This window comes from Candidatus Paceibacterota bacterium (genome assembly GCA_035438625.1).
In the GTDB taxonomy this organism is placed as follows: domain Bacteria; phylum Patescibacteriota; class Minisyncoccia; order Phycocordibacterales; family DAORIS01; genus DAORIS01.
Window position 1 is genome coordinate 1 of sequence record DAORIS010000004.1, and the last position, 18,505, is coordinate 18,505.

An 18,505-nucleotide genomic window follows, 5' to 3' on the forward strand; every position below is an offset into this window, starting at 1 on the left:
TTAGGGCGTGGACTACTGGGGTATCTAATCCCATTCGCTACCCACGCTTTCGTGTCTCAGTGTCAGATATGTGCCAGTGCACTGCCTTCGCATTTGGTGTTCCCTATGATATCAACGGATTTCACCCCTACACCATAAGTTCCGTGCACCTCTCACACTCTCAAAGCATTACCGTTTCCAATGCGTTCCCCAAGTTAGGCTTGGGTCTTTCACAAAAGACTAATAACGCCACCTACACACCCTTTACGCCCAATAATTCCGGATAACGCTCGGGGCTCTCGTATTACCGCTCCTGCTGGCACGAGATTAGGAGCCCCTTATTCATGAGGTACCGTCAATAAACTTCTTCCCTCATAAAAGATCTTTACATACCGAAGCACTTCATCGATCACGCGGCGTCGCTCCATCAGACTTTCGTCCATTGTGGAAGATTCTCGACTGCAGCCACCCGTAGGTGTATGGGCCGTGTCTCAGTCCCATCGGTGGGGGTCACCCTCTCAGGTCCCCTAGACGTCTTAGCCTTGGTAGGCCATTACCCTACCAACTAGCTGATATCGCACAGGCCACTCCCAAAGCGTCTTACGACTTTGCTCCATAGAGAATATTGGGAATTACCCCGTCTTTCGACGAGCTATGCCCAACTTCAGGGTATGTACCTATGTATTACTACCTCGTCTGCCGGTTGCCTTGCGGCCCCCTTGACTTGCATGCCTTATCCACGCCGCCAGCGTTCATCCTGAGCTAGGATCAAACTCTAACTATAAAATGCCATATGTCTTTGATACCACGAACTACTTGCGTAGCTTGCAATATCAGAAGGTATACAACACCGAACGGAACAAAATAGAACACAGTATCTTTCGACATCACGAACTTTTTTGTTTTTGTTTCTCTCGAGTTTTTGCAAATTTAATTGCTGATCTTCGCTACTGAAATTATTTTAAAGAAATAAACATTAACTAGCACTTCTAGTTAATTCATATGAAATTTTCAAAGAAACTCCGCTTTAGTCGGACAGCTGTCTCTTTTTTGAAGAAACGGCCTTGTTCCAAAGCGGTAAGGGGTATTATACACCTTCAAAAACCCTTGTCAAACATCACAATACCCTATTTTCTTAGGGCTATTTCTTGCTCTGTTGTTTGTACAAAGTCACCATTAATGGTGACGCAATAAAGATAGATGAGTATGTTCCAATAACGATACCTGCGAGGAGTGTAAAGGCGAATGGCTTAATCACATCACTACCAAATACCATAAGGGCAAGAAGCACAATAAACACAGTTACAGAGGTATTAATTGAACGCGTAAATGTCTGTTCTACGCTTCTTCCAACAGTAAGTTCAAAGTCTTCTTTCTTACTTCCCGTTGCATTGATTCGGAGGTTCTCACGGATACGGTCAAACACTACAATTGTGTCGTGGACTGAGAAACCTAAGATGGCAAGGAGTGCTGAAATGAACAACATGTCTAGTTCTCCACCAAAGAATTTTGAATAGAGAATATATGCACCTGTTGGAATAATAATATCGTGCGCAAGCGCTACGATCGTTGCCAATCCATACTTCCACGAAACAATTGGTTTTGACACTTCACGAAATGCGAAGGTAATAAAGAGAACAATGGCCATAAGCACAATTCCAATAGCAAGATACGCCTTGCTTTTAAGTTCACTTCCAACAGTCGGGCCAATGTTTGTAAATTGTTCAAGTGACGCATTGTTCTCAGAAAAAACTTCTGCAACACCATCAGCAAGTCCGTCTTTCTGGGCTTCAGTGATTGGCTCTGTTCGTACTGTATATGCTTCCTCACCAGTTGGTTGGATTGTATAATCTGCTACCCCTTTTTCTTCTGCGATAGCACTAAACCCCTCAGTAAATACCTCTAGCTCCGGACGAGTGTCAAAATGAAATACTGCGAGACTTCCACCGGTAAAGTCGATACCGGCTCGGATACCTGGAACAAAGAATGTAACGATAGAACCGACAATCAGAATTACCGAGAGGATGTAAAAGATGCTTCTGTGCTTGATGATCCACATATATGTCTATTTAGAATTATTGTTATTGCTTTGAGGGCCTGAATTAGTTGCTCCACTTCCAAATAAGAACCGTGTGGCGTTTCCAAGTGAGCTTGGTGCAACAGCGAGCAAGAATGTTCGAGATACAGTAATTGCTGTAAACATACTTACCAACACTCCAAGTCCGAGTGTAAGGGCAAATCCCTTTACTGCTGATGTTCCGAGCCAGAAGAGTACGAGAGCAGTGATCAAACTTGAAATGTTTGAGTCTCTAATTGAAAGCCACGCGCGATGAAATCCTTCGGTAATAGCATCGTGGAGTGGTTTTCCTTTTCGAAGTTCTTCTTTTGTTCTTTCGAAAATAAGCACGTTGGCATCCACTGCCATTCCAATTGAAAGAATAAATCCAGCAATACCTGCAGCTGTAAGCGTGACAGGAATAAACTTAAACGCAGCAAGGCTAATCAAAACATATAGGACCAATGCAAGTACAGCAATTATTCCAGGTAACCTGTACCAAAGAATAATAAAGAGAGAAAGTGCGGCAAACCCAAAGAGTCCAGCAATCATACCAGCATTAACAGCATCACTTCCCAAAGACGCTCCAATGGACTGTGTTCCAGCAAGTGCAATTGGTAGTGGGAGTGCTCCGTAATTTAGATTACGAACAAGTGTTCGTGCCTCTTCAATCGCAAACTGTCCACTAATCACTGCTTTTCCACCACTAATTGGTTCGTTCACTACAGGGGACGAGATCACCTCTCCATCAAGAAGAATCGCGACCGGTTCACCGACATGCTCAGTTGTAATTTTTTCAAAAAGTTCTGCTCCTTCGCTATTGAATTGAATGCTGATTTGCGGAGCACCAAGTGTCTGGTCAAATATGAGTTCAGCTCGTTCTAGATATCTGCCAGTAAGACCAGTTGAGGCCAGTATTTCTTCAGGAGTAGTTGACGCAGTTGAAGACGCTGCAAGGTCTAGGCGAACTGTTTTAAATTCAAGAGATGGAGTCTCTCCAATTCTTTTAACTGCTTCTTCAACATCAGTAATACCTGGAAGTTCAACGCGGAGTCTAAAAGATCCACCACCAAACGCTCCACCACGTTCAACCTGCACAACGGGTTCTGAAACACCAAATAGGTTTACGCGACGCTCGATAACATCACGAAGTGTCTCCATTGCCTCGTCAGCTTCCCCTTCCTTAACTTGAGAAACGTCTGCGGTATAGATAAGTTCGGTACCTCCAGCAAGGTCAAGACCGAGTGAAAATGGGTACCAATTACTGTGTACAAAATAACCTAATCCAGCGCCCAAAAGCAGTATTACAATCGATAATATCCTAAATTTCATATCCACTCACACTATCAAATACCCCGTCGTAGCGCTAGCTCCTTTATTGTACGAAGTGCAATCAATATATCGAGCCATAGAGAGCGGTTTTTAATGTAATACAAGTCGTACGAGAGCTTAATTGCGGTCGATTCAACTTGAGCTGCAAGCTTTGGTGGATCTTTTTGATTGATCTGTGCCCACCCTGAAAGCCCTGGTTTTACCGAATGTCTACTTGAATAGTATGGAATTTCTTGTTCATAGATAGAAACTAGTTTTGGCAATTCAGGTCGTGGGCCAATTAACGAGACATCGCCAGCAATAACAGTCAATAACTGTGGCAACTCATCGATACGAGTCTTTCGGATGAACGCTCCAACCTTGGTCATTTGAGGATTTTTATGCAACCCATCAGCACTTGCGTGTTCTGTCATCGATCGAAACTTAATGATTGTAATGAGTTTGCCATTTTTTCCAACTCGAGTGTGTTTAAAAAACGCACTCCCCGCACTTTCAAACTTGATCGCAGCGATAACAAATGGGTAGATGAGCAAGGAGATTAAAAATATCGGTACAGCGGTTACGAGATCAATGACACGCTTCACGAAATCAAATGTGGGCATGCTGCTTAACGCAATATGCTGTACAAACCAACGCTCATCGAAGGTGGTGACGGGGAGACGCTTAAAGATCTCTTCATAGACCGTGGTAAATTCAATGAATACCGCCTGCTCTGAAGTTACCGAGCGATAAATCGTACGACTCATTGAAAGTGGCGCGGCTGAGTCTAGGTTTGCAATCACAATACGCGCCCCAGTCTCTTTAAGTACCATCTCAAGGTTGGCTTCAGTATCGATCCTTCGAACAATATACATTGGGTATCCTTGCTCTTTCTTGAGTTCACGACACACCTCTTCAATTTCTGACCCAGATCCAATAATGACCGCTGGCTCTGTTGAGCCAATAAACAAGCGGGGTGCATAAATTCGCCATGCAATGATCAAGACCGAGGAGACAAGAAGATAAATAAAGAGGACGGTTTTTGGTGCAATCTCAAGTGTTGGGAAGCTATACAAAAGCATCGCTGCAATTGCAATATTGATAATCTGCGCTTGAAATATTGTTGAAGGCAAGCGGTTTTTAAGTACCGCACTGTGCTTTTCATATAACCCAATTGCCAAAAACACTACCATCCAAATAAAGAGAATAGGGGTAAATACTGCAAGGTGCGGAAGCAAAACCTCCTTTCCTGGAAACTCCTGGGATCGGATCGCCAAGGAAGCATACAGTGAGGTGTACCAAAGGAATATATCCCCGATAATGAGGATTGGTCTTGCGTACGTCCGTATCTGTGTCATGGCGATTAGTCTAGCACCTCAAACGGTTACTCAAAATTACCTAATACTAATTAACAACTCTGGCTGGTCTCGTAACATATCTTGTCTAACCGGTCGTTCGTAGGCACGCATACTCGACACAAGGCCAATCATAATAAATTCTGCGAGCAAGTGACTTCCACCATAACTCATAAACGGTAGCGGTACTCCCGTTACTGGGAGCATTCCCATGTTCATGCCGACATTAATTCCCATATGCACACTGAAGAAAATAAGTGTTCCCAACGCAAACAAGGTCTCGAAGTTACTTGCTCCCCTATACGCTGCAAGCATCAGTCGCCAAAAGACAATACCGAATAAGATGTACAGCATCAGAGTACCGAGTAGTCCCCACTCCTCTGCAAACGAGGCAAAAATAAAGTCTGTTTGGTGCTCCGGTAAATATTGGAGTCGAGACTGTGTTCCATACCCCACACCCTTCCCAACCACCTGCCCGGAACCCACCGCAATCATTGATTGATATGCGTTATACCCCGCTCCACGAATATCAGCGAGTGGATTAATAAAGGTTGCAATACGACTTTTTTGATAGTCCTTAAATGCGAAGAGCCATAAACCCGCAAACGTTACCGTTCCAATTAAGACGATAGAGAGTAAGTGTTTATACGAGATGCCCGAGACAAGTACCATACCCAACCAAATGAAAAAGATAATCATTGCTGAACCGAAATCAGGCTGAAGCGCAATCATAAAAAAGAGCGAGAATGCATAAAAACCGGACACCAGAATATGTCTTATACGTTTGATTTCAATATGTCGTCGACTGAAATACTTTGCGAGTAATACTACAAGGGCAATCTTTGCAAAGTCAGCTGGCTGGAGCGAGAAACCTCCAATTCTAAACCAACTCTGTGATCCTTTAGCGATCGTACCGAAAAGAAATAACCCCGCCAAAAGCGCGATGATTCCAATGTATACAATCATCACAACTCGGGTATGCTTTAAAAATCTAAAATCCCCTAGCGCAAGTACAAAAAATACTGCCACTGAAATACCAAGTGACAGAAGCTGCTTATAGAAGTAATTTTCTCCTTCATTAAAAGAGTACATGGTAACCAGTCCCAGGAGTGCAATAGTAACTGCAGATAAGATTAGCCACCAATCTACACGACTGATAATAGTCGCAGCAAGAGAGCGTAAAGTATTCATTACGGAAGTATCCTAGGAATAAGTTGAATGACTGGGGACTGGACGCAAATTCGAGAAGCAATCCTGTCATAAATTCCAGCAACTGATTGAGCAGTTGGTGCTGCATAATACGAAGCTTCGTCTGATGCAATGATTTTAAGTAACGAAATATCCACCTCTCTTCCCAAGCCAATCGAGAATACATGTGCACCAGTTACCTTTAGTTCGGCAGCAGCAATTTCAGCTGCTTGTTTTGCATATGCCATGTCTGTAGCATTCTTTGGATTAAGTGGCCGAGTTGTTACGCCATCAGTGAGTAAAATAGCGATTTTATCAGAATCATTTCCAAGGATATTTTGAGATGAAAATTCAGCACGTGCAGCATCGAGCGCACTTGCTATGTTTGTGTGCTGAATACCATCTGTACCAATTCGAACCATATCTAGTGCCTGTAGTGCTTCACTTCGAATTGAGGTAATTGGCTGGTCAATTGTCGCGGTTCCAGCAAAGGATGCAATTCCAATTTTTCCCTGTTCACCAATTTTCTGCACATATTGTCTAGCAGCATCGAGTACAGTTGAAATAGGTTCAGGTGGATTAATTTTTTCATCATCCATACTTCCAGAACGATCAATGAGAAGCATGGTGTCGGTTGGAATTTCACAGGCACGGGCAATTGACTCAAAGCTGCTGTTCCATGTAAACACTACCCGTTTTGAGCCTCCAGCAGGTATAAGATCAACAAGTGTTTTCGATACACCGACTGCATTTCCATCTTCACCATATACAATCGCTGCCACCTCTACGTTTCGAATGTCGTTTACTGAAACATTTTCAACGAACCCCTCAACTTTTGCGCTCGGTGTTTCTTCAGCCATTCGGATACCTGAGACCCGAAGTTGTGATTGTCTGGTGTCTGTATTTTTTTCAAACGAAATTGAATTAAATGCAAACTGTACTCGGGCGGGGATTCCTTCAATTTCAATTCCCGGCTCTAATATTCCAAATTTAACTCCTGCAGGAATAACGGTTGTTCCTTGTTTCTGTGCAATTATATTATTTTCTGCATCAAATACAGAAAATGTGTACGTTGCTGCACGTGCGATTGCATTAATATTAGGATTCTCAACAAGCGCAAAAAGACTATATCTACCTGGCGCAAGTTCAAATGATCGTGACCATTCTACAATCGGCGGAATATTGTCTGCGGGACAAAGGAGCTGACATGATCCGCCGCAATCTACTCCAAGTTCATCACCATTTGCCCATCCATCAAAACACGTTGGGGGAGTTTTAAAATATCGAATATATATATATGTTGAAACGAATGCAAAGAGAACGATAAAAACTGTAAGGTACGTAATCTTTCTACGCTCTGCCCAAGTTGCCATGTAGAGGCAATTCTATCAAACTTCTGGCAACAAAAAACAGCAACGGTGTGTTGCTGTTTTTTCATTCAAGCCCTTTGTACCGGCGGCTAGCTACTTTCCCCTCCATAAGGGTATCATCGCCTCAACAGGTCTTAACTTCTGAGTTCGGGATGAGATCAGGTGTTGCCCCTGCGACAAACCACCAGAACATAAGGCTCGAATATTTTTTCTAGATCTTAAAACAACCTACGCAGCGCTCTTGAGCGCGCGTGACAGGATGCATGTATTTACCACGTTTTCTTGATTCCCAAATTTCCTAATAAGGGTCGACCTATTAGTACACCTCAGCTCAATACCTTACGGTACGTACACTTGGTGCCTATCAACCTGATAATCTCTCAGGGGTCTCAAACGATTCCTAATCTTGGAGCTGGCTTCCCTCTTAGATGCTTTCAGAGGTTATCCATGCCCGACATAGCTACCCTGCGGTGCCCTTGGCAGGACAGCAGGTAGACCAGAGGTCAGTTCAACTCGGTCCTCTCGTACTAGAGTCAAATCTCCTCAAGAATCAACGCCCACAGTAGATAGGAGACCAACCTGTCTCACGCATGTTACCACTTATTACTAAATGCATTGGACTGTATCTTCATCCGGTATTTCCCTTTTGCGGGGAACGTACTGGATGGCTAACGTAGCAGTCTCTACGGGTCCCAATATATTCTGACTTGCGTCAGATTGCAAAGGGTTCCCTCGGTATCATCCGATCCGTGCAAAGAATGCACGAGGAGTCCACCGAAATAAGTCAGCTGTGTCATCATGAATTACTTCATGCGACCGCCGTGATGTGATTGGATATTTTTTGTTACAGTGTGGTGAGGTACCACGTCCTCGGGGTTCAGACGGCACATGTTTCGAAACTACATATTGCTATGTAACTCAAAAACTGTACGGTCTGAACCCAGCTCGCGTATCTTTTTAATTGGCGAACAGCCAAACCCTTGGGAGCTTCTCCGCCCCCAGGATAAGATGAGCCGACATCGAGGTGCCGAACTCTGCCGTCGATATGGACTCTTAGGCAGAACTAGCCTGTTATCCCTAGAGTAGCTTTTGTCCGATAATCTCCCACCGCATCTAATGCGAATGGTCGGTTCACTATGTTCTGCTTTCGCATCTGTTCGACATGCCCGTCTTACAGTTAAGCTGGCTTATACCATTGCGCTATCGGTACGGTTTCCATCCGCACCTAGCCAACCTTAATAAACTCCTCCGTTACCTTTTAGGCATTCTGTTCCTCAATGTTTTACGTTGAGTCCATGTAAAGTGATTTACATGTGCTTTATGTCGCCATAAAGTTCGGACTATATTTTCATCTGTCTTACGACAGAGATTAGCATTTAGTCTCTGAGGATCCTTACTCACCTTTCGGTAATTAAGTTTCCTGCTGATTGTCTGCACCAAACAGATTTTTACTCTTTCAAGTACTGTTGGATTCACAGATATTCCAGCATATAGCTAATTTCCCATTCTCTCTTTCGAGGAATGCCCCCTTATTTGTTTTTTGCGGAGTGATTAATCTCCATGAGGCGCCATAGTTTGGATGTACCAACACCATATTGTTGATACACCCAAGGATAGCGCCCCACTAAAACTGCCCATCAAATACTGTCTCTCGTCGTTTTTTCCGTCGAGGTTAGAAGATACATAAATGCAGATGAGTATTTCACTGACGAGTCCACTTCAGCCGAAACCGAAATCTCAACCTCTCCTCACTATGCTACGCAGCATTCACGTATCCTCAATATTAAATTGCAGTAAAGCTTCTAGGGTCTTTTCGTCTAACTGCGGGTAACCGGCATCTTCACCGGTATTGTATTTTCACCGAGCAAGTCTTCGAGACAGTTCTCCAGTCATTACACTATTCGTGCGCGTCAGAACTTACCTGACAAGGAATTTCGCTAGGGTATTCCTTAAACCCGAACTCTATCTTATTTTGCGTACATGCAAAACCTGACGTTTGGTTTCTGGGGATTCTCAACTTGCGCTGAGTCTTTCCTGCTGATCGTTCTTTCGAACTTCCCAGCATATAGTCAGTTACGGACATTTGTATTACTACAAACGGGCAGCGTTAATGGGACTGTCACCCACGGTACATATTCACTCTATAAAAAAGCGGTATGCACACAAAACTATTTAAACTTCTTTTAATTATTTCTCATCTGTTTACTTTCACTATAACAATCCTAATCCTTCTGGATTCATGATTTCTCATAAACCCAGAACCTTAGGATCGTTATAGTTACGACCGACATTCACCAGGGCTTATATCAGTCAGCAATTCGATCTTACGACCGTTTCACCGCCGATATTTGACCTTCTGGCATTGGTCAAGTGTCACCCCCTATACTTCCTCTTACGAGTTCGCAGGGAGCTGTGTTTTTGGTAAACAGTTGCCAGAGAAACTTTAGCTGCGGCCCCCAGCATCTTGCGATGCAGGGGCAAGCCTTATTCCGAAGTTACGGCTGCTTTTTTGCCGAGTTCCTTGAAGACCTCTCACTCGTTCGCCTTGGTCTACTCGACCTGAACACCTGTGTCGGATTGCGGTACGGATGCGACATGGTTATGCTTAGAGATTTTTCTTGGGATCGTGCTTTATATGATTTCTCCATGCGAACATGGAAATTTTCGACTGGCTTGGATTTCCCCGAAGGGCATACCCGGATTTACCTGGGTATGATCCTAACCATACGAGCGTCACATCCAATCGTGCGTCATATATACTACAATCCGTCCTCCCATCGCACCATGTAACAGTCACGGAATATTAACCGTGTGCCCATCGGATTCGGCTTTCGCCATCTCCTTAGGACCGACTGACCCTTCGCTGATTGTCATTGCGAAGGAAACCTTGTTCTTTCGGCGTATCGGGTTCTCACCGATATTGTGGTTACTTGTGCCAACATTCTTACTTCGTAACGCTCCAGTATGGGTCACCCCTTTACCTTCATCGCTGATACGAATACTTTCCTACCGCTTATCTATGTCCGAAGACATAATAAGCCCGCAGTTTCGGTACTATGCTTAGCCCCGTGTATCTTCGGTGCATCGTCTCTTACTGAGTGAGCTGTTACGCTTTCTTTAAATGATGGCTGCTTCTAAGCCAACATCCTCAGTGTCTATGAAACGACACCTCCTTAAGTGCACTTAGCATAAATTTAGGGACCTTAAATTGCGATCCGGGCTGTTTCCCTTTTGACCGGTGGAGCTTAGCCCCCACGGTCTAACTGCCAAGTAATGAGTCTCAGGTATTCGGAGTTTGATAGGTCTCGCGAGATTTCTCCCTGTCGAGACCTTCCAGTGCTCTACCCCCTGAGGGTCAACTTGACGCTAGCCCAAAAGCTATTTCGGAAAGAACCAGCTATTACCAGACTCGGTTAGCTTTTCACTCCTTACCACGGGTCATCCCAATGCGTTGAACGACAAACGGGTTCGGGCCTCCCATCGCATTTCTGCGATGTTCACCCTGCCCATGGCAAGCTCGTCTGGTTTCGGGTCTGATGCGTAGTACATGCGCACTATTCATACTCGGTTTCCCTGGGGCTCCAACCTCTCGGTCTTAGCCAGGCACCACGCATCAACTCGTTGGCTCATTCTTCAATAGGCACGCCGTCGAGGATATGCTTTTAAGGGCATTCCTCTTCGACTCCTTGTAAACATATGGTTTCAGTACTATTTCACTGTCCTAACCGGACTACTTTCGCCTTTCCCTCACGGTACTAGTTCACTATCGGTCTTCAGTTATATTTAGCCTTACCGGTTAGTTCCGGCAAATTCCCCCAAGCCACACGTGTCTCGAGGTACTCAAGGATAATGATTAAAGTCATATCAGTTTCGAATACGGGGCTATTACCCTCTTTGGCCGAGCTTTCCAGCTCGTTCTTCTACCAATATGATTTGTAACTTTAATGGACTTAGTCCCTACATTACCTTATAACCCTCGCCCGCACCTCCTCGTTTCGATTACTCAAAAAGAGAAGGTGAAAGCAAGTTTGGGCTCATTCCTTTTCGCTCGCCGCTACTAAGGAAATAACTATTGTTTTCTATTCCTCCTGGTACTGAAATGTTTTACTTCCCAGGGTGCGCACGTACAGTAAACCTGCACGTCTCTGATATACAGAGGGGTTTCCCCATTCGGACATCTACGGATCAAAGGTTGCTAGGCACCTCCCCGTAGCGTATCGCCGCCATGCTGCGTCCTTCATCGCTAACTGAAGCCAAGGCATCCACCATATGCTCTTAATTTCCTTATTAGGAAATTTAAGAACCACAAACGTTAAAAATACTGCATCCTGTCACGCGCGTTCAATTTCTCTTTCGAGATTTTTCCTGTGCGCAACAAGAGCTTTTAGTTAAATTTCAAGATCTAGATTCAATTGTCAACGATCAGTCTGTCTTCGAGTTTCTCAACAAAAAACCGCTTCTTTCGAAGCGGCCCGTACCGAGCAAAGCTCAGTATTAGGTCCGCCTCGCGATGTGGTTTCTTGTATGCATTTTCAGGTAGGGATAAGTATATACAAACTCTTTTAGAAGTCAAGCTATACTTATATGATGAATAAACACGAGAAAACAGGCTCAGAACATAGTGATTCTGGCTCCCACCTACCTGAGAAAAAGAAACGTACTAAAAGCCCATTTAATAGCAAAAGGGCAATCCTCAAAGCGACCACTGATGTATTCAATAGTTTTGACCCGATTGGTAGCGAAAGGACACCTGATCCAATAATTATTAATGCTAATATTGGTGACACCATTTCTCACGGAGAAATTATGCCTGATTTGGTACACATCCATGAAGATACTTTTGAGGGTGAGGTAATTGAAAAGTCACCAATTAAACCTGAGGCAAAAGAAGGGGTGATAATTAAAGCAAAAGATGTAGTACCTGGATCTGTTACACCCTACTCAGCACCTGAGCCAAAGTTAGCTGAAAGCACTCAGCCAGAATCAGAGGAACGTTTCGTGATGACCGAGAAACAATACCACCCAGCGGAACCGGTTATCTCAAGCACGATCCCGGACTATCCACTCCCAGAAAAAAAATCTGATGCTGTAAGACTAGAAGAACTTAAACAAATAGATCGAGAGATCACAAACACTCCAGGTCCCGATGAAGAGATCCTAAAGGCAGATCTTGAAGCGGCTAAGCCAGAAGAACTTGCAAGTAACGAGGCGTTAGGACTTTCAGCACGCAATAAAACTCTTGAAAAGGAACTTCCTTCTCTACGGCCAACACCTACTCAAGAGGTATTGGAATCGGTCTCTAAAGTTACCAAAGAAGAACTACTTGAGGAGTACAAGAAAAAGAATATACCACCATCAGAAACTGAGATACGAGAGAAAGTAGCACTTGCTCGACGTTCAGCAAGATATGCTGCTGCAAATACATATTTCAACCGATATGACTGGCTTAAAAAATCTCTTGAAGACGCACTCAACAGCAAGGATATAAAAAAAGCTGAAGAATCATTGCGACTATTGCAAGAACAAGATCTCCGCAAGGAAGCTAAACGGTTGTATGACGAGGCAGACAGAATATACTGGACTGAAATTGATCCACGAAAAACTGAAGAGTCTGCCAGCGCACAACCATCGCCTGAGACACTAACTATCCCTCCACGTCCATCCTTAAAATTAAAAGAGATTGCAGGACCTGATGCCTTTAGCTACAAGCTCCCCGAAGAGATTCCTCAGCAAGACGTGTTTAGTATGAACCCTCCACTTGTAGAAAAAGCTCGCACGCCAAGGAATCCGATTAATACTGCTCCGAAAGGAATCCCACCATCAGCTCCAGAATTTCAAAAACCAATTCCTCAACAACCTCAAAAAAGGAGCCTGCTTAACCGGTGGACGTTTGGTATTTTCGGAAAGTAAAACCCACTTACACATTAATCTTGTTGATAAGTTTTTCGTGAGGAAAATCTAGAATATCCCTAATCAACTTATCGTACATCGAGAGGCGATATTTAAAGTCAGCAGTTTCAAATGCTGCATATGATATTTCCTTTCCAACTTCTGACTCGAGAATCTTCATAGCGTTTTCAAGTGCGTTCTTTCTGATCCCGTCACCTACAACTAGTAGGTCTACTCTGCTGTCATTTTCTTGCTGAATAAATACACCAGTAAGAACAAGTAATTTTATTTTTCCAACTTTTTGAAAACGCTTTGCTACATCACCGTGCCTAACAAGTGCAGTATTGATGAGTAGCTGCTTGAGTTCAGGGAGATATGTAAATTCCTCATTAAGAGACCACATTTGAACTTTGCGCTTTTTTCCTTTTGGAACAGTTCTAGATGAGACGAGTGATGCAGCGTGTAACTCTCGTAATTGACGTTTGAGTTCTTTGCGAGAAACCTTTGATCGGGCCTCCAAAGCTTCTTCGTCAAAGACAATATGTGGGTGAAAGAGGAAAAGGCGCATGAGCTTCACCCGAGCAGCACCACCGAACAATTCAGACAAAATTTCCATCGGCACATCATAACGCACAAAGCCGCCAAGAGCTATCTCTGTGGCGGCTTTGTGGTTTAAGAAAAGTGTGGCTTTATTTGAGTTCCACCTTTGCTCCTGCTTCTTCAAGCTTCTTCTTGAAGGCATCTGCGTCTTCCTTCTTCATCGCATCCTTAAGGAGTGATGGAGCGGCGTCAACGAGGTCCTTTGCTTCCTTGAGACCAAGGGCAAGAACTTCCTTAACTACCTTGATGACTGCAATTTTCTGAGCACCTGAGTCAGCGAGGTGAACTGCAAATGCAGTCTTTTCCTCGGCAGCTGGGCCTGCTGCTGCAGGTCCTGCTACAGCGACAGCTGAAGCTGAAACTCCGAACTTAGTCTCAAAAAACTTTACGAGCTCATTTAAGTCCATGACTGACATTGATTCGATTGATTCAACGATTGACTTGAACTTGGAAGGAGTCTCGATGTTCTGTGTTGTATCTTCCATATGATTACTTAATTACTATTAGTGATTTCTTATGCAGTCTTCTTCTTTGAAATTTCGCTCAAAGCTATAACGAAGCGCTGTATAGGTGAGTTGATGACATTGACGAACATTCCACGAAGGACAGGCATTGGAGGAATTGTCGCTAGTGACGTAACTTCTTCTTTGCTCTTATATGTTCCATCAACGATACCTCCCAAGAGTGTGATGCGACCGTCGAATTTCCTTTGGAAATCATACGTCTCACGAGCAGGAGCGAGAATATCGTCTCCTGAAACGAGTGCGAGCTCCCCGACTAGGTCTGGAAGTTCACCACTTACGTTTCGCTCTCTGAGGATTTTCTTAACAATACTTTTCTTTGCAACGAGATATGAGACACCTTCAAGTCGCATGTGTTTTCGAAGTGTCGTAGTGTCAGCCACAGTCAAGCCGTGGAAGTTTGCAAACACTATTGATCCTTTAGAATCCAATGCTGAATTGACGTCTTGCCATATCTGCTGCTTCTTTTCCTTTGAAACTGGCATGTGTACATTCTGCGTTAGCAGCTTATAAATCGACCGATAAGGCGAGGGTCAAGTGAGTTCTGCCTCGAGAGGTCTTCTTGCTTTACAGCACGCCTCTTTTCTTTGGCCTTACAGAAAGTACTCTACAACTATTTAGCAATATTTTCAAGTTGTTTCAGTATTACCTCAAACCAGCCTGTCCGATTACCTGAAAACAAGGAGAGAATAGAGGTGAGCCCCAGTTTCTGCTCATTCTTGTTTAAGAATTCAGTAACATGTATAACTTTTTCAATTATTTTCTTGTCAGTCGAACTTCCATATTTTTTAATACTGCTGTCGATTATTTTCCCTGCTACACTTTTTAATTCCCTGTTAATTTTCATATTGAAAACCAATTGATGGCAAAGAAACAACATCACCCGTCTCATTTTTTCCAGATTCTGTAATAGTTGAAAGTAGAGATCTATAATTATTATGTCCTGTGTCATATCCAATATCGTATCTTTTCACCCAGTCATTATTAACTTTTACATCTACCCTACTGATACGCTGGGTAGTAGTAGCAGAAAAACCAGTTTCATAAGAATTAATTACATCTGTTCTATTTTCTAATAAAAATTCAATTTTAAAAATCCCCTCATTGCTACTATTTCCACCATAAGTAACACGCTCAGGATAAATTTGCCCTTGATCCTTAAAATAGCTGTATCCAATATAATCCCCACGAGTATTTACGATTTTTTCTAAATACCAACTATAAATTCGATTTGCATCTGCAGGATCATCTTTTCTTGCTCCAGTTGAGCTTCCAAAAATTAATTTGGTACCATCTTTTTCAGTTATGATCCATGTGTTATTTTCAAATTCATACTTACGGAAAGCACCGTTTTCTATCCTTGGGATATATACGTTTGAATTTTCACTTCTAACAAGCTCGCCATCTACAGATGAAATAAAAGTATCCTTCTGATATAGCGTATTAACCCCATACTTATTCAAACGTGAGATTGTAGGAATAGAGATATTCCATCCATAGCCAGCAATATTTGCATTTTTTGTTTCATTACTATCATACCGAAACTCAATTGATGGAGAGAGACCATTTCTTCCTGATGGAATTACTAAAGAATAATTATATTGCAGAGAACCTGTTTGAGTATCTACTATCGGTGCCGCACTTCGAACATTTTCGTTATTGATAAATAAAGTACCTGCTAAAGTGTCTGAAAATATTGATTCTGGTTCAGTATCATCATCTGGTAACTCTTCCATGTCTTCTCGTCGCTCAATCGGCACCTCCTTCATTTCCACAATTGGTTGATTGCCATTTATTGCAGGTCTTGTAATTTCGTCTGGGTTAAAGAATGTTGGATTTTTAATATTATTTTCAGTTGTTTCGGTTATGTCAGTTTCAGAATTATCTAAATTTAATGGAGTTATTTCTTGCGCAAAGGTAGATAAAGAAACCGGCAATTGAATAGCTATTAAAATTATAACTCCGAACAATTTCTTAAAATTTAAATGCTTAGAAAAACTAGAAAAGAGATTCAAGTTAGTAGGAATTATTAATAAAGAGGAAGACCAGAAAAAATATCTGCAGTAAGACTAGCACAAGACTTTAGCTATGCAATTTTTACTACCAAACAAAAAACCACCCCTTTCGGAGTGGTTTTTTGTTTCTTACTCAGCTACGAATAGCTAAGGTTTGAACAAATCTCAACTAAGATGCGTTTGCAATAAGTAGATATACTGTATCGCTTCGGAAATCTTCATCAAGACCTGCTGTGAACTGTGTGTCAGCTGTTGCAGCTGATACGGCGTTGTAGTTCAAACCAGTAAGTTGAACACCAAGAGTTCGTGCGCCTGTGAATCCAGTGTTATCAAGGATAACATCGAGTTCAAGAACAGCACTATTTCCTTGTGTAATTCGGTAGTAGTTTCCTGTTTCAGAACCACCACTTACACGTCGTAGGATGTTGTTTCCTGTTGTTGTTGTTGCAGTAACAGTTGCTCCGCTACCATCAACTACAATGAATTCTGCACCCTGACCAGATCCTACAGTTGTTGAAGTTGTAGCACCCTTTGGAATGTAGATATCAGACTCTTCAGGAGCTGTAACTGTGAATCGTACATATACACGTCCCTTTGTCTCGTCATCTGCAAGAGACTCGTCAGCACTTGGCTGATTATCTGCTGCTTCGACTGTAAGAGCGTCTACGCTAAATGTAACGTTTCCACCGTTTGTTGTAGATGTTTCTGTCTGGTCATCGTCGTTTTCGTCAACGAAGTCGATAGAAATACCGTCAACATATACTCCAGCACCGTTAGTGAAGTTTCCGTCTTGTGAATCAACATCAACTGTAACGATAAGATCAACTTCTTCGTCTTCCGCGATTGTTACATCGAGGTCATCGAATGTGATTGATTCTAGGCCGTCATCGTCGCTTACTGATTCGCTTCCAACGTCTTCACCGTCGATCCAGAGAGTAGCTCGGATAAGGAAGTCAGAAAGACCGTTGACTGTTCCAGTAGTAGTTGAAAGATCAACTGTTACTTCTTCAATCATATTGTCTCCTGCCTCTGATTCAAGCTGGGCAACGTAAATCTGCACTTCTGTAGTGTCATCATCTTCGCTAACTTCCATCTGTTCATCTTCGTTTTCCTCATCATCTACTGTGACTGAGAAGTCTCCTTCTTCAGCAGTTTCAAGAGTGAATGTTCGTTCATCGCTAGCTCCTGCAAGGTCTGCAGAATCTCCTTCATAAACGTCGATACCGTCAGCATTCATTGCTCGGATACCGTCCTCATCGAGGAATACATCCCATTCTAGATCAACTTCATCATCGTCAAGATCATCTTGTGCGACAACTGCGATAGAGAATGTTCCTGTTTCGTCTTCTCGGACAACTTCATCAAGGTCTTCGAATCGGAGCTTGTACTCGTCATCTTCTTCTTCTGACCATGAATCTTCGTCAGATGCGTCGATAGTTGCAACTTCTTCACCATCGTTCAAAAGCTTAACTTCATCAAGAACTCTCCATGGGCGAGTGTTGCTTGCGGCCTCTGTGAAGAGAACGTCAACACGCTCGATCATAAGATCTGAATCGTCAGCGTCGAACTCGAAGGCAAGAACTTCAACTTCTTCTCCTTCTTCTACATCCTCATCATTTGGGTTTCCAAGGACATCGAAATCAGAGAAATCACCATCTCCACCTGCAAGAGGACCACCATTTCCTGGTGTTGATGTTCCTGTTCCCATCAAGCAAACCTTAACTCCGTTGAATGTTCCTGAAACGAAACCAGCTGGGCAAGGATTAGTTGCGCCTGTTCCGCCCACGTTCATTGAGTTAACTGCTGCTCGTGTAACTGGACCAAAGTATCCTGCAGCTGGGCTGATGCCGTTAGCTGATTGAAACTTTGCAAGAGCTGATTGTGTCAAAGAGCCAAAATAGCCCTTTGTTGTGCCAGCAGGGATAACGAGGTGTCCTTTGCTTTCTAGGAAAGACTGGAGGGCAACAACGTCAGCACCTGTGCTTCCGATTGTTAGATCGGATGTGAAAGTATACGCAGCTGTTTGAGCGCTAACAGTCGAAGCGACTGCGAACACTGCAACTAGAGCTACGATACCTGCGAAAAATTTTCGTGTACTCATAATATTAATTAATTTTAAGAACTGACATCCTTCGCTTTAAGTTTTAAATTAATTGAAGGAATAACAGTAATTGCGACCCGTTCTATCCTCTCTGTTTTCACTTCGACAAGCTACTACAGT

At 43.1% G+C, this 18,505-nt stretch carries 12 protein-coding genes and 3 rRNA genes; 1 reads left to right on the plus strand and 14 read right to left on the minus strand.

What is annotated here, in order from left to right; all coding sequences use genetic code 11:
• The 8 genes from PLF31_02025 to PLF31_02060 form a co-directional block, all read right to left on the minus strand.
• Positions 1 to 763: ribosomal RNA gene (locus PLF31_02025) — 16S ribosomal RNA — on the minus strand; the annotation flags it as partial.
• 357 nt (positions 764 to 1,120) lie between these two features.
• Positions 1,121 to 2,038, minus strand: coding sequence for a protein translocase subunit SecF (gene secF, locus PLF31_02030; GenBank protein HRH26224.1), 918 nt, complete (start codon positions 2,036 to 2,038; stop codon positions 1,121 to 1,123).
• Positions 2,039 to 2,044: 6 nt separating this feature from the next.
• A complete protein-coding gene (gene secD, locus PLF31_02035; protein ID HRH26225.1) occupies positions 2,045 to 3,367 on the minus strand; it encodes a protein translocase subunit SecD in 1,323 nt (440 codons plus the stop codon).
• A gap of 14 nt (positions 3,368 to 3,381) precedes the next feature.
• Entirely contained in the window at positions 3,382 to 4,704 is a 1,323-nt protein-coding gene (locus tag PLF31_02040) for a sugar transferase (protein ID HRH26226.1), read from the minus strand.
• 36 nt (positions 4,705 to 4,740) lie between these two features.
• Positions 4,741 to 5,892 (minus strand): rod shape-determining protein RodA, encoded by a 1,152-nt coding sequence (gene rodA, locus PLF31_02045; protein ID HRH26227.1) that lies wholly within the window; start codon positions 5,890 to 5,892, stop codon positions 4,741 to 4,743.
• Positions 5,892 to 7,262, minus strand: coding sequence for a VWA domain-containing protein (locus tag PLF31_02050; GenBank protein ID HRH26228.1), 1,371 nt, complete (start codon positions 7,260 to 7,262; stop codon positions 5,892 to 5,894). The genes rodA and PLF31_02050 overlap by 1 nt, the downstream gene beginning before the upstream one ends.
• Before the next feature lie 77 nt (positions 7,263 to 7,339).
• A 5S ribosomal RNA gene (gene rrf, locus PLF31_02055) occupies positions 7,340 to 7,448 on the minus strand.
• Between the two features lie 108 nt (positions 7,449 to 7,556).
• Positions 7,557 to 11,549: ribosomal RNA gene (locus PLF31_02060) — 23S ribosomal RNA — on the minus strand.
• Between the two features lie 294 nt (positions 11,550 to 11,843).
• On the opposite strand from PLF31_02060, the gene PLF31_02065 reads away from it, so the two are divergent.
• Positions 11,844 to 13,169: a hypothetical protein gene (locus PLF31_02065; protein ID HRH26229.1), complete on the plus strand. Its 1,326-nt coding sequence runs from the start codon at positions 11,844 to 11,846 to the stop codon at positions 13,167 to 13,169.
• A gap of 7 nt (positions 13,170 to 13,176) precedes the next feature.
• Here PLF31_02065 and PLF31_02070 read toward each other — a convergent pair whose 3' ends face one another.
• From PLF31_02070 to PLF31_02095, 6 genes are all read right to left on the minus strand, one after another.
• Entirely contained in the window at positions 13,177 to 13,764 is a 588-nt protein-coding gene (locus PLF31_02070) for a hypothetical protein (GenBank protein HRH26230.1), read from the minus strand.
• 73 nt (positions 13,765 to 13,837) lie between these two features.
• Positions 13,838 to 14,233: a 50S ribosomal protein L7/L12 gene (gene rplL / locus PLF31_02075; GenBank protein HRH26231.1), complete on the minus strand. Its 396-nt coding sequence runs from the start codon at positions 14,231 to 14,233 to the stop codon at positions 13,838 to 13,840.
• A gap of 29 nt (positions 14,234 to 14,262) precedes the next feature.
• Positions 14,263 to 14,754, minus strand: coding sequence for a 50S ribosomal protein L10 (gene rplJ / locus PLF31_02080; GenBank protein HRH26232.1), 492 nt, complete (start codon positions 14,752 to 14,754; stop codon positions 14,263 to 14,265).
• Between the two features lie 128 nt (positions 14,755 to 14,882).
• The gene (locus tag PLF31_02085) at positions 14,883 to 15,116 is read right to left on the minus strand and encodes a hypothetical protein (GenBank protein ID HRH26233.1); all 234 of its coding nucleotides are present in this window, start codon (positions 15,114 to 15,116) and stop codon (positions 14,883 to 14,885) included.
• Positions 15,106 to 16,284, minus strand: coding sequence for a SpvB/TcaC N-terminal domain-containing protein (locus PLF31_02090; GenBank protein ID HRH26234.1), 1,179 nt, complete (start codon positions 16,282 to 16,284; stop codon positions 15,106 to 15,108). Before PLF31_02090 ends, PLF31_02085 begins: the two co-directional genes overlap by 11 nt.
• Positions 16,285 to 16,453: 169 nt before the next feature.
• A complete protein-coding gene (locus tag PLF31_02095) occupies positions 16,454 to 18,385 on the minus strand; it encodes a peptidoglycan-binding domain-containing protein (protein ID HRH26235.1) in 1,932 nt (643 codons plus the stop codon).
• Between the last annotated feature and the right edge of the window lie 120 nt (positions 18,386 to 18,505).

Coding starts and splice junctions, on each gene's coding strand:
- secF (HRH26224.1), bottom strand. CDS start 2,038: ATGTGGATCATCAAGCACAGAAGCATCTTTTACATCCTCTCGGTAATT.
- secD (HRH26225.1), bottom strand. CDS start 3,367: ATGAAATTTAGGATATTATCGATTGTAATACTGCTTTTGGGCGCTGGA.
- PLF31_02040 (HRH26226.1), bottom strand. CDS start 4,704: ATGACACAGATACGGACGTACGCAAGACCAATCCTCATTATCGGGGAT.
- rodA (HRH26227.1), bottom strand. CDS start 5,892: ATGAATACTTTACGCTCTCTTGCTGCGACTATTATCAGTCGTGTAGAT.
- PLF31_02050 (HRH26228.1), bottom strand. CDS start 7,262: ATGGCAACTTGGGCAGAGCGTAGAAAGATTACGTACCTTACAGTTTTT.
- PLF31_02065 (HRH26229.1), top strand. CDS start 11,844: ATGATGAATAAACACGAGAAAACAGGCTCAGAACATAGTGATTCTGGC.
- PLF31_02070 (HRH26230.1), bottom strand. CDS start 13,764: ATGGAAATTTTGTCTGAATTGTTCGGTGGTGCTGCTCGGGTGAAGCTC.
- rplL (HRH26231.1), bottom strand. CDS start 14,233: ATGGAAGATACAACACAGAACATCGAGACTCCTTCCAAGTTCAAGTCA.
- rplJ (HRH26232.1), bottom strand. CDS start 14,754: ATGCCAGTTTCAAAGGAAAAGAAGCAGCAGATATGGCAAGACGTCAAT.
- PLF31_02085 (HRH26233.1), bottom strand. CDS start 15,116: ATGAAAATTAACAGGGAATTAAAAAGTGTAGCAGGGAAAATAATCGAC.
- PLF31_02095 (HRH26235.1), bottom strand. CDS start 18,385: ATGAGTACACGAAAATTTTTCGCAGGTATCGTAGCTCTAGTTGCAGTG.